Source organism: Variovorax sp. P4_D9 (assembly GCF_056401695.1).
This window is the reverse complement of sequence record NZ_JBFUIU010000257.1, coordinates 1-11,421: the sequence shown is the minus strand read 5'-3', so window position 1 is coordinate 11,421 and position 11,421 is coordinate 1. Positions and strand designations below refer to the sequence as shown.

Annotated in this window: 11 protein-coding genes and 1 pseudogene; all 12 read right to left on the bottom strand. The window is 64.9% G+C overall.

Annotation, left to right across the window (positions count from 1 at the left end; genetic code table 11):
- A pseudogene (locus AC1DY5_RS25345) lies at positions 1-341 on the bottom strand (NADH-quinone oxidoreductase subunit M); the annotation flags it as partial.
- A gap of 24 nt (positions 342-365) precedes the next feature.
- Positions 366-2,384: an NADH-quinone oxidoreductase subunit L gene (gene nuoL / locus AC1DY5_RS25340; protein ID WP_478115850.1), complete on the bottom strand. Its 2,019-nt coding sequence runs from the start codon at positions 2,382-2,384 to the stop codon at positions 366-368.
- 13 nt (positions 2,385-2,397) lie between these two features.
- Positions 2,398-2,706, bottom strand: a complete 309-nt coding sequence (nuoK, locus tag AC1DY5_RS25335) for an NADH-quinone oxidoreductase subunit NuoK (protein ID WP_478115849.1) — start codon at positions 2,704-2,706, stop codon at positions 2,398-2,400.
- Positions 2,703-3,350 carry an NADH-quinone oxidoreductase subunit J gene (locus AC1DY5_RS25330; RefSeq protein WP_478115847.1) on the bottom strand — a complete coding sequence of 216 codons (648 nt, stop codon included), beginning with the start codon at positions 3,348-3,350 and terminating at the stop codon, positions 2,703-2,705. The genes nuoK and AC1DY5_RS25330 overlap by 4 nt, the downstream gene beginning before the upstream one ends.
- A 39-nt stretch (positions 3,351-3,389) precedes the next feature.
- Positions 3,390-3,932, bottom strand: a complete 543-nt coding sequence (nuoI, locus tag AC1DY5_RS25325) for an NADH-quinone oxidoreductase subunit NuoI (RefSeq protein WP_478115846.1) — start codon at positions 3,930-3,932, stop codon at positions 3,390-3,392.
- An 11-nt stretch (positions 3,933-3,943) separates the two neighbouring features.
- Positions 3,944-5,020 (bottom strand): NADH-quinone oxidoreductase subunit NuoH, encoded by a 1,077-nt coding sequence (gene nuoH / locus AC1DY5_RS25320; protein WP_478115845.1) that lies wholly within the window; start codon positions 5,018-5,020, stop codon positions 3,944-3,946.
- Complete coding sequence (gene nuoG / locus AC1DY5_RS25315) at positions 5,017-7,161, bottom strand: NADH-quinone oxidoreductase subunit NuoG (RefSeq protein ID WP_478115843.1); 2,145 nt, start codon at positions 7,159-7,161, stop codon at positions 5,017-5,019. The genes nuoH and nuoG overlap by 4 nt, the downstream gene beginning before the upstream one ends.
- Before the next feature lie 21 nt (positions 7,162-7,182).
- Positions 7,183-8,523 carry an NADH-quinone oxidoreductase subunit NuoF gene (gene nuoF, locus AC1DY5_RS25310; RefSeq protein WP_478115851.1) on the bottom strand — a complete coding sequence of 447 codons (1,341 nt, stop codon included), beginning with the start codon at positions 8,521-8,523 and terminating at the stop codon, positions 7,183-7,185.
- A 2-nt stretch (positions 8,524-8,525) separates the two neighbouring features.
- Positions 8,526-9,056, bottom strand: coding sequence for an NADH-quinone oxidoreductase subunit NuoE family protein (locus AC1DY5_RS25305; RefSeq protein WP_478115841.1), 531 nt, complete (start codon positions 9,054-9,056; stop codon positions 8,526-8,528).
- Between the two features lie 8 nt (positions 9,057-9,064).
- Entirely contained in the window at positions 9,065-10,318 is a 1,254-nt protein-coding gene (locus AC1DY5_RS25300) for an NADH-quinone oxidoreductase subunit D (RefSeq protein ID WP_478115840.1), read from the bottom strand.
- Positions 10,318-10,929: an NADH-quinone oxidoreductase subunit C gene (locus tag AC1DY5_RS25295; RefSeq protein WP_478115838.1), complete on the bottom strand. Its 612-nt coding sequence runs from the start codon at positions 10,927-10,929 to the stop codon at positions 10,318-10,320. Before AC1DY5_RS25295 ends, AC1DY5_RS25300 begins: the two co-directional genes overlap by 1 nt.
- A gap of 11 nt (positions 10,930-10,940) precedes the next feature.
- Positions 10,941-11,420: a NuoB/complex I 20 kDa subunit family protein gene (locus AC1DY5_RS25290; protein WP_021008163.1), complete on the bottom strand. Its 480-nt coding sequence runs from the start codon at positions 11,418-11,420 to the stop codon at positions 10,941-10,943.
- Position 11,421: the final 1 nt, after the last annotated feature.

Genomic DNA, 11,421 nt, shown 5'->3' with positions numbered 1-11,421 from the left:
CCCATGTACTGGTTCACGCGCTCGGTGATCACCTGCCAGGCCGAGATCACGACGATCACGGTGATGAAGGCGGTCAGCAGCACCAGCCAGAACGAAATGCCGTCCAGGCCGATGTGGTAATGGATATTGAAGCGCTCGATCCAGCGCTCCTTCTCGACGAACTGCATCGCGGCAGTGTCGTTCTGGAAACGCGACCAGAGCGGCAGCGTGACCAGGAAGCTCGCGACCGAACCGATCAGCGCGACCCAGCGAACACCCTTGGCGTGCTCATCCCGACCGAAGGCCAACAGCACGGTGCCGAACGCGATCGGCATCCAGATGGCAAGGCTCAACAAACCCATTTTTGTTTTTCTCCAGAGAGCCGCTTAGCGCTTGAACCAGACGAAGTACGACATCAGGATGAAGATGCCGAGCAGCATCGAGAATGCGTAGTGATAGATATAGCCCGACTGCAGCCAGCGCACCGCGCCGGCGATGCGGCCGACCAGCTTCCAGGAGCCGTCGACGATGCCGCCGTCGATGATTCCCTGGTCGCCGCCCTTCCAGAGGCCGGTGCCGAGCGCGCGGGTGGCGCGGGCGATGACGTTCTCGTTGAACCAGTCCATGTAGTACTTGTTCTCGAGCAGGGTGTAGATCGGGCCGAAGGCGCGCTTGATCGCGGCCGGCACGGCCAGATTGACCAGGTACAGGTACCAGGCCACCACCACGCCGGCGAGCGCGAGCCAGAACGGCGCTGCGGTCAGGCCGTGGATGGCCATCGCGACCGGGCCGTGGAAGGTCTCGGCCAGTTCCTTCATGGCTTCGTGCTTGCCTTCGTCGATGAAGATCGCACCCTTGAAGAACTCGCCGTAGAGCATCGGCTCGATCGTCATGAAGCCGATCACGACCGACGGGATCGCCAGCGCCACCAGCGGCACCCAGACCACCCACGGCGACTCGTGCGGCTCGTGGTGGTCGTCGTGGCCATGCCCATGGTCGTCGTGGTGGGCGTCGGGGTTCTGGTCGAAGCGCTCCTTGCCGTGGAACACCATGAAATACATGCGGAACGAATACAGGGCGGTGACGAACACGCTCGCCAGCACCGCGAAGTAGGCGAAGCCCGAGCCCCACAGGTGGCTCTCATGCACCGCTTCGATGATGCTGTCCTTCGAATAGAAGCCCGAGAAGAACGGCGTCCCGATCAGCGCCAGCGAGCCCACCAGCGAGGTGATCCAGGTGATCGGCATGTACTTGCGCACGTTGCCCATCCAGCGCATGTCCTGGTTGTGGTGCAAGCCGATGATCACGGAGCCGGCGCCRAGGAACAGCAGYGCCTTGAAGAASGCGTGSGTCATCAGGTGGAACACGGCSACCGARTAGGCCGARGCGCCGAGCGCCACCGTCATGTAGCCGAGCTGTGACAGCGTGGAATAGGCGACCACGCGCTTGATGTCGTTCTGGATGACGCCTAGGAAGCCCATGAACAGCGCGGTGATGGCGCCGATCACGAGGATGAAGCTCAACGCCGTGTTGCTGAGTTCGAACAGCGGCGACATGCGCGCCACCATGAAGATGCCAGCCGTGACCATGGTCGCGGCGTGGATCAGCGCCGAGATTGGGGTCGGGCCTTCCATCGAGTCGGGCAGCCACACGTGCAGCGGGAACTGCGCGCTCTTGCCCATGGCACCGATGAACAGGCAGATGCAGATCACCGTGATCAGCATCCACTCAGTGCCCGGGAAGGTGATCTTGGCCAGCGCGTCGGCCTTGGCGAAGGCCTCGCCGTAGTTCAGCGTGCCGGAGTAGGCGGCGATCAGGCCGATGCCGAGGATGAAGCCGAAGTCGCCGACACGGTTGACCACGAAGGCCTTCAGGTTGGCGAAGATCGCGGTCGGCCGGTTGTACCAGAAACCGATCAGCAGATAGGACACCAGGCCCACCGCCTCCCAGCCGAAGAACAGCTGGAGCATGTTGTTGCTCATGACGAGCATCAGCATCGAGAAGGTGAACAGCGATATGTAGGCGAAGAAGCGGTTGTAGCCCTCGTCGTCTTCCATGTAGCCGATTGTGTAGACGTGGACCATCAGCGACACGAAGCTCACGACGCACATCATCATCGCGGTCAGGCCGTCGACCAGGAAGCCGACTTCCATCTTGAGGCCGCCGACCACCATCCATTCGTAGATGGTGGCGTTGAAGTGCGCGCCGTCGCTCACCACGCTCTGCAGCGTCATGGCGGAGATGATGAAGGACACCAGCACGCCGAGGATGGTCAGCGAATGCGTTATCCGGCGGCCGATCTGGTTGCCGCCGAACTTGGTGCCGAACAGGCCGGAGACGACGGCGCCGACCAGCGGCGCCAGCGGAACGGCCAGCAGGGTGGATGCGGAAAGAGTAGCGCTCATGAGTAAACCTTCTTCAGCCCTTGAGCGCGTTGAGTTCGTCGACGTTGATGTTCGACTTGTTGCGGAACAGCAGCACCAGCAGCGCCAGCCCGATGGCCGACTCGGCGGCCGCGACCGTCAGGATGAAGAAGACGAAGACCTGTCCGTGCATATCGCCGAGGAAGTACGAGAAGGCGACGAAGTTCGTGTTGACCGCGAGCAGCATCARCTCCACGCACATTAGCAGCACGATCAGGTTCTTGCGGTTCAGGAAGATCCCGATCACCGACAGCGCGAACAGCATCGCGCCGAGCGAAAGAAAGTGTCCGAGCGTGAGCGTCATGCCTTGGTCTCCGCTGCGGCCGCGGGTTGTTCCGCAGCCGGTTCAGCCTGGCGCGTGACAGGCATCTGGACGATGCGCACGCGGTCGCGCGCCTTCACGCGGACCTGGTCGGCCGGGTTCACGTACTTGCTGTCCTTGCGGCGGCGCAAGGTCAGCGCGATGGCGGCGATGATCGCCACCAGCAGGATCACGGCGGCAACCTCCAGCGGGTAGAGATACTGCGTGTAGAGCAGCTTGCCGAGTTCGAGCGTGTTCGAGGTGTCCGGGCCGGTGGCCAGGGGGCTCTTGGGCGCGCTCAGGCGGAAGCCGCCCATCAGCACCGCCGCCATCTCGAGCGCGATCAGCGCGCCGACGCCGGCCGCCAGCGGGAAGTGCTTCCAGAAGCCCTCGCGCAGACTCTCGACGTTGATGTCCAGCATCATCACCACGAACAGGAACAGCACCATCACCGCCCCCACGTAGACCAGCACCAGCGAGATCGCGAGGAACTCGGCGCGCAGCAGGAGCCAGATGGCCGATGCCTGGAAGAACGCCAGCACCAGGTAGAGCGCCGCATACACGGGGTTGCGCGCGGTGATGACGCGGAAGGCTGCGAACAGCAGCACCGCGGCAAACAGATAGAACAGACCGGTCTTGGCGTCCATGGATCGGATTCGTTTTCTTCGAGGTTCGGGCCGGCCGCTTCAGCGGTACTTGGCGTCGGCCGCCTTGTTGGCGGCGATTTCTTTTTCGTAGCGGTCGCCGACGGCGAGCAGCATGTCCTTGGTGAAGTACAGGTCGCCCCGCTTCTCACCGTGGTATTCGAAGATGTGGGTCTCGACGATCGAGTCAACCGGGCAGCTCTCTTCGCAGAAGCCGCAGAAGATGCACTTGGTCAGGTCGATGTCGTAGCGCGTGGTGCGGCGCGAGCCGTCGTCGCGGACGTCGGATTCGATCGTGATCGCGAGCGCCGGGCAGACCGCCTCGCAGAGCTTGCAGGCGATGCAGCGCTCTTCGCCGTTCTCGTAGCGGCGCAGCGCGTGCAGGCCGCGGAAGCGCGGCGACAGCGGCGTCTTCTCTTCCGGGAACTGGATGGTGATCTTTCGGCTGAAGGCGTACTTGCCGGTGATCGCCAGGCCCTTGAACAACTCGAACAGCATGAAGCTGCGCAGGAAGTCCTTGAGCGAGAACGGCGCGGATGCGAAGGTCGAGGAGCGCGCAAGCGCGCTGGGGGAGGGCGCAGTCATGGCAGTTCCAGTTATTTCCAGATGTTGAAGGGGGTCTGCATCCAGGCGCCGACCACCACCAGCCACACCAGCGTGACCGGAATGAAGATCTTCCAGCCCAGCCGCATGATCTGGTCATAGCGGAAGCGCGGGAAGGTCGAGCGGACCCAGAGGAACATGGTGACCACGCAGAAGGCCTTGATGCCGAGCCATATCCAGCCCGGAATGAAGGCCAGGAAGTCGAACGGGGGCAGCCAGCCTCCGAGGAACAGCACCGCGCACAGGATCGAGACCAGCCACATGTTGGCGTACTCGGCCAGGAAGAACATCGCGAAGCTCATGCCCGAGTACTCGATCATGTGGCCGGCGACAATTTCCGATTCGCCCTCGACGACGTCGAAGGGGTGGCGGTTGGTCTCGGCCAGGCCCGAGATGAAGTAGACGACGAAGATCGGCAGCAGCGACAGCCAGTTCCACGACAGGAAGCCGATACCCATCGAGGCGAAGTGCCCCCTGCCCTGCCCGGTCACGATGTCGGTCATGTTGAGGCTGGCCGAGACCATCAGCACGACGACGAAGCAGAAGCCCATCGCGATCTCGTAGCTGACCATCTGGGCCGAGGCGCGCAGCGCGCCCAGGAAGGCGTACTTCGAGTTCGAGGCCCAGCCCGCGATGATCACGCCGTAGACCTCGAGCGAGGTGATGGCCATCACGAACAGCAGCCCGGCGTTGATGTTCGCCAGCGCCACTTCGGGGCCGAAGGGAATGACCGCCCAGGCGGCCAGCGCCGGCATGATGGTCATGATCGGGCCCAACAGGAACAAGCCCTTGTGGGCGACCGTAGGCAGGATGATTTCCTTGGTCAGCAGCTTGAGCGCGTCGGCGATCGGCTGCAGCAGGCCCAGCGGGCCGATGCGGTTGGGGCCGATGCGGATCTGCGTGAAGCCGATGGCCTTGCGCTCCCACAGCGTGAGATAGGCGACCGCCCCCATCAGCGGGATCACGACGACGATGATCTTGATCAGGGTCCAGATCACCGGCCAGAGGAAGCCGGTCCACCAGCCCGCGGACACCAGGCCCAGGCCGAAGCCGTGCAGCGCGTCGATCATGCCGACACCTCCCGCGCAGCCGCTGCCTGGCGGGCGTCGGCGGTGAGTTGCAGCGAAGGTGCGCGGCGCACGATCGAGTCGAGCTGGTAGATGCTCGCGACCACCGGGGCCGCCTGTACCGCGGCGCCGGTATCGATGCCTGCGGCCGTGGCGTTGGACAGGTTGTCGGCCGCCACCTGGGACGGGGAATCGAGCTCGGCCAGCACGTCGGCCGTCGACTCGAACGCGAAGCCCGGCAGGCCCAGCAGGTTGGCCAGCACGCGCAGCACCTTCCAGGCCGGACGCGCCTCGCCTTGCGGCTTGACGACCGCGTGGAAGCTCTGGACGCGGCCTTCGGCGTTGACGAAGCTGCCCGGCGTTTCGGTGAACGGCGCGATCGGCAGCAGCACGTCGCTGAATTCGAGATTGGCCTTGAAGGGGCTCAGAGTAACGACCATCTGCGCATGCGCGAGGCCTTCGATCGCGGACTCGCCGGCGGCCGAATCGAACACCGGCTCGCAGTTGAGCAGCAGGGCCGCCTTGAGGCCGCCTGCGAGCATCTGGCCCGCGTTCAGCGCGCCGTCCTTGGGCAGGACTCCGGCCAGCTGGGCGCCGACCGTGTTGGCGGCTTCGGTCAGGTAGCCGACGCTGGCGCCGGTCTGGGCCCCGATCCAGTTGGCCAGCGCCAGCAGGCTGCTCGCGCGGGGATGGTGGGCCGCGGCATTGCCGAGCAGGATCGCCTTGCGCTCGCCGCCAAGCAGCGAGGCGGCCAGGGCCTTGGYGGCGTCGCTGGCGGCGCCAGCGAGCGCGACCGGCGCCACGGCGCCGGTGCTCTCGGCGATCGCGCCGGCGAGTTCGACCAGCGCGTCGACCCACTGGTCGGCCGGCAAGGTGACCGCGTTGGCGATTGGGATGGCCCAGGCGTCGGCACCGGACAGCAGCTCGGCCGAAGTAATGGCGCTCAATGCGCCGCCCTTGCGCACCGACTGGCGGATGCGCTGCGCGAACAGCGGATGGTCCTTGCGCAGGTTCGAACCGACCACCAGCACGCGTTGCAACTGCGACAGCGAGGCGATCGAGGTGCCGAGCCAGCGGATGCCTTCGGCAGCGCCAAACTCGACGTTGCGCAGGCGGTAGTCGATGTTGTTGCTGCCCAGGCCCTTCGTCAGCAGCTTGGCGAGACGCATCTCTTCGAGCGTGCTGTGCGGGCTGACCAGCGTGCCAATGCTCTGGGCGCCATGGTCGGCCTTGATCTGCTTCAGGCCGTTGGCGACGTATTCGAGCGCCGTCTGCCAGTCGACCTGCTGCCAATGGCCGCCCTGCTTCAGCATCGGCTGCGTCAGGCGCTCGGGGCCGTTGAGGGCCTCGTACGAGAAGCGGTCGCGGTCGGCGATCCAGCACTCGTTGACGTCTTCGTTCTCGAGCGGCACCACGCGCATCACGCGGTTGTTCTTGACCTGAACGATCAGGTTGGCGCCGGTGGAGTCATGCGGGCTGACCGACTTGCGGCGCGACAGCTCCCAGGTGCGGGCGCTGTAGCGGAAGGGCTTGCTGGTGAGCGCGCCGACCGGGCAGATGTCGATCATGTTGCCCGACAGCTCGGAGTCGACCGAGTCGCCCAGGAAGGTCTCGATCTCGGAGTGCTCGCCGCGGTGCGACATGCCGAGCTCCATCACACCGGCCACTTCCTGGCCGAAGCGGACGCAGCGCGTGCAATGGATGCAGCGGCTCATTTCTTCCATGCTGATCAGCGGGCCGACGTCCTTGTGGAAGACGACGCGCTTCTCTTCCTCGTAGCGCGAGGAAGAGGCGCCGTAGCCCACGGCCAGGTCTTGCAGCTGGCATTCGCCGCCCTGGTCGCAGATCGGGCAGTCGAGCGGATGGTTGATCAGCAGGAACTCCATCACCGACTGCTGGGCCTTGATGGCCTTCTCGCTCTTGGTGCGGACGATCATGCCCTGCGTCACCGGCGTGGCGCAGGCCGGCATCGGCTTCGGCGCCTTTTCGACGTCGACCAGGCACATGCGGCAGTTGGCCGCGATGCTGAGCTTCTTGTGATAGCAGAAGTGCGGGATGTAGGTGCCCGCCTTTTCGGCCGCATGCATGATCATGCTGCCTTCGACGATGTCGACCTTCTTTCCGTCGAGTTCAATTTCAACCATATATTTTTCTCGCGCCCCTCATCAGGCCTTGGCCGGCGTCTTCGGGACGTAGCCCGGGATCATTGCCTCGAACTCGTGGCGGAAATGCTTGATCATGGCCCGCACCGGCATCGCGGCGGCATCGCCCAGCGCACAGATGGTGCGACCCTGGATGTTGTCGGCGACCGAGTTGAGCAGGTCCATGTCGCTGGCCTTGCCGTGGCCGTTGTGGATGCGGTCGACCACGCGCCAGAGCCAGCCCGTGCCTTCGCGGCAGGGCGTGCACTGGCCGCAGGATTCGTGCATGTAGAAGTACGAGAGGCGCTTGAGCGACTCGACCATCGAGCGGCTATCGTCCATCACGATGACCGCGCCCGAGCCCAGCATCGAGCCGGCCTTGGCAATGGAGTCGTAGTCCATCGTGCACTGCATCATGATGTCGGCCGGCAGCACCGGCGCCGAGGATCCGCCCGGGATCACGGCCTTGAGCTGGCGGCCCTTGCGGACGCCGCCGGCGAGCTCGAGCAGCTTCGCGAACGGCGTGCCCATCGGCACTTCGTAGTTTCCGGGGAGCTCGACGTCGCCRCTGACCGAGTAGATCTTGGTGCCGCCGTTGTTCGGCTTGCCGCACTCCAGGTACGCCAGGCCGCCGTTGTTGATGATCCACGGCACCGCGGCGAAGGTCTCGGTGTTGTTGATCGTGGTCGGCTTGCCGTAGAGACCGAAGCTGGCCGGGAACGGCGGCTTGAAGCGCGGCTGGCCCTTCTTGCCTTCGAGCGATTCGAGCAGCGCGGTCTCTTCGCCGCAGATGTAGGCGCCGAAGCCGTGCGCCGCGTGCAGCTGGAAGTTGTACGTGCTGCCCATGATGCCGTCGCCGAGATAGCCGGCGGCACGGGCCTCCTCGAGCGCTTCCTCGAACCGGTCGTAGGTCTGGAAGATCTCGCCGTGGATGTAGTTGTAGCCCACGCTGATGCCCATCGCGTAGGCGGCGATGGCCATGCCCTCGATCACGATGTGCGGGTTGAACTGCAGGATGTCGCGGTCCTTGCAGGTGCCCGGCTCGCCCTCGTCCGAGTTGCAGACCAGGTACTTCTGGCCCGGAAACTGGCGCGGCATGAAGCTCCACTTGAGGCCGGTCGGGAAACCGGCGCCGCCGCGGCCGCGCAGGCCGGAGGCCTTGACCTCGGCGATCACCTGGTCGGGCGTCAGGCCCTCGGTGAGGATCTTGCGCAGCGCCGTGTAGCCGCCGCGCGCCTCGTAGTCGGCCAAGCGCCAGTTGGTGCCGTCGAGGCCGGCATAGATCTGCGGCTCGATGTGGCGGTCATGGAAGCAGGTCTGGACCCCGGTGGCCTGGAACTGCGAGAGGACTTGCTCGGGCGACATCATCAGGCTCCCTTGGGCGTGGCCGCACGTAGGCCGTCGATCAGCTGGTCGAGCTTCTCGTTGCTCATGAAGCTGCACATGGTGCGATCGTTGACCAGCATCACGGGCGAATCGGCGCAGGCGCCCAGGCATTCGCTCTGCTGCAGCGTGAACATGCCATCGGGCGTGGTCTCGCCCATGCGGATGCCGAGCTTCTTCTCGAGATGGGCCAGGGCGTTGGCACCGTCGCGCAGCTGGCACGGCAGGTTGGTACAGACGTTGAGCTTGTAGGCGCCCACCGGCCGCTGGTTGTACATGTTGTAGAAGGTCGTGACCTCGTGCACCGCGATCGGTGCCATGCCGAGGTAGGCGGCAATCTCGCGCTCGCGCTGCTCGCTCACGTAGCCCTCGTCCTGCTGCACGATCGCCAGGCAGGCCATCACGGCCGACTGCTTGCCGGCCGGCGGGTACTTGACGACCTCGCGGGCGAAGCGCTCGAGCGTGGCGGCCGACAGCGGAGCCTGGGCGCCGCTGGAAGAAGTGTCGGAATGCATGAGTTGACTCATCGGTCGATCTCGCCGAACACGATGTCCATGGTGCCGATGACGGCGACCGCATCGGCGATCATGTGGCCGCGCGCCATCTCGTCGAGCGCCGCCAGATGCGGGAACCCCGGTGCGCGGATCTTCAGGCGGTAGGGCTTGTTGGCGCCATCGCTCACGAGGTAGATGCCGAACTCGCCCTTCGGGTGCTCGACGGCGGCATAGGCCTCGCCCTCGGGCACGTGGAAACCTTCGGTGAAGAGCTTGAAGTGATGGATCAGCTCTTCCATGTTGGCCTTCATCGACTCGCGCGCCGGTGCCGCCACCTTGTGGTTGCTGGTGATTACCGGGCCCGGGTTGGCGCGCAGCCAGGCCGAGCATTGCTGGATGATCCGGTTGGCCTGGCGCATCTCCTCGACGCGCACCAGGTAGCGGTCGTAGCAGTCGCCGGTGATACCCACCGGCACGTCGAATTCCATGCGGTCGTAGACGTCGTAGGGCTGCTTCTTGCGCAGGTCCCATTCGATGCCCGAGCCGCGCAGCATCGGGCCGGTGAAGCCGAGGTTGAGCGCCCGCTCGGGCGTGACGACGCCGATGCCGACGGTGCGCTGCTTCCAGATCCGGTTGTCGGTGAGCAGCGTCTCGTACTCGTCGACCATCTTCGGGAAGCGCTTGCAGAAGTCGTCGATGAAGTCGAGCAGCGAACCCTGGCGGTTCTCGTTGAGCCGATCGATCGCCTTCGCGTTCTTGATCTTGCTAACCTTGTACTGCGGCATCACGTCCGGCAGGTCGCGATAGACGCCGCCCGGCCGGAAGTAGGCCGCATGCATGCGCGCACCCGAGACCGCCTCGTACATGTCGAACAGGTCTTCGCGCTCGCGGAAGCAGTAGATGAGCATGTTCATCGCACCGCAGTCGAGGCCGTGCGCGCCGAGCCACAGCAGGTGGTTCAGCAGCCGGGTGATCTCGGCGAACATGACGCGGATGTACTGCGCACGCAGCGGCACGTCGAGGCCCATGAGGCGCTCGATCGCGAGGCAGTACGCATGCTCGTTGCTCATCATCGACACGTAGTCGAGACGGTCCATGTAGGGCAGCGACTGGATGAAGGTGCGCGATTCGGCCAGCTTCTCGGTGGCGCGGTGCAAGAGCCCGATGTGCGGGTCGGCGCGCTGGATGACTTCGCCGTCGAGCTCGAGCACCAGACGCAGCACGCCGTGCGCTGCGGGGTGTTGCGGACCGAAGTTCAGCGTGTAGTTCTTAATCTCAGCCATCAGTGCAAGCCACCACCGTAGTTGTCTTCGCGGATCACGCGCGGCGTGATCTCGCGCGGCTCGATCGAGACCGGCTGGTAGATCACGCGCTTCTGCTCCGCGTCATAGCGCATCTCGACATGGCCGGACACCGGGAAGTCCTTGCGGAACGGGTGGCCGATGAAGCCGTAGTCGGTCAGGATGCGGCGAAGGTCGTCGTGGCCCTCGAAGACGATGCCGTAGAGGTCGAAGGCCTCGCGCTCGAACCAGCCGGCGGCGTTCCAGATGGAGGTCAGCGAATCGACGACCGGCAGGTCTTCGTTGGGCACGAACACCTTGAGGCGCACGCGCTGGTTGAGGCTCACGGACAGCAGGTGCGAGACGACGCCGAAGCGCTCGCCTTGCCACTCGCCTTCGCGGTAGTCGGAGTAGTCCATGCCGCAGAGGTCGATCAATTGCTCGAAGCGGCATCCCGGCGCGTCGCGCAGCAGCGTGGCGGCCTCAAGGTAGTCGGTGGCGCCGACCACCACCGTCACCTCGCCCAGCGCGAGCGTGACGCTCTTCGCCTTGGAGCCAAGTGTTTCGATGATCTGGGTCTGCAGCGCCTCGGGAGAAATGGCAAAGTCGGTCATGTCTCTCGCTCTCAGGCGCGCGCGATCGTGTTGGTGCGACGGATCTTCTGCTGGAGCTGGATGATTCCGTACAGAAGCGCCTCGGCGGTCGGCGGGCAGCCCGGCACATAGACGTCGACCGGCACGATGCGGTCGCAGCCGCGAACGACCGAGTAGCTGTAGTGGTAGTAGCCGCCGCCGTTGGCGCAGGAGCCCATCGAGAGCACCCAGCGCGGCTCGGGCATCTGGTCGTAGACCTTGCGCAGCGCCGGCGCCATCTTGTTGCAAAGCGTGCCAGCCACGATCATCAGATCGGACTGGCGCGGGCTGGGACGGAAAAGCATGCCGAAGCGGTCGATGTCGTAGCGGGCGGCGCCCGCGTGCATCATCTCGACGGCACAGCAGGCCAGACCGAAGGTCATGGGCCACAGTGATCCGGTCTTGGCCCAGTTCACCACCGAGTCGTAGGTGGTGGTGACGAAGCCTTCCTTCATGACGCCTTCAATGGCCATT

What these genes read in the sequence shown, in the direction of transcription:
- AC1DY5_RS25330 (WP_478115847.1), bottom strand. Translation starts at nt 3,350, where the DNA reads ATGGACGCCAAGACCGGTCTGTTCTATCTGTTTGCCGCGGTGCTGCTG.
- AC1DY5_RS25295 (WP_478115838.1), bottom strand. Translation starts at nt 10,929, where the DNA reads ATGACCGACTTTGCCATTTCTCCCGAGGCGCTGCAGACCCAGATCATC.
- nuoI (WP_478115846.1), bottom strand. Translation starts at nt 3,932, where the DNA reads ATGACTGCGCCCTCCCCCAGCGCGCTTGCGCGCTCCTCGACCTTCGCA.
- nuoH (WP_478115845.1), bottom strand. Translation starts at nt 5,020, where the DNA reads ATGATCGACGCGCTGCACGGCTTCGGCCTGGGCCTGGTGTCCGCGGGC.
- AC1DY5_RS25305 (WP_478115841.1), bottom strand. Translation starts at nt 9,056, where the DNA reads ATGCATTCCGACACTTCTTCCAGCGGCGCCCAGGCTCCGCTGTCGGCC.
- AC1DY5_RS25300 (WP_478115840.1), bottom strand. Translation starts at nt 10,318, where the DNA reads ATGGCTGAGATTAAGAACTACACGCTGAACTTCGGTCCGCAACACCCC.
- AC1DY5_RS25290 (WP_021008163.1), bottom strand. Translation starts at nt 11,420, where the DNA reads ATGGCCATTGAAGGCGTCATGAAGGAAGGCTTCGTCACCACCACCTAC.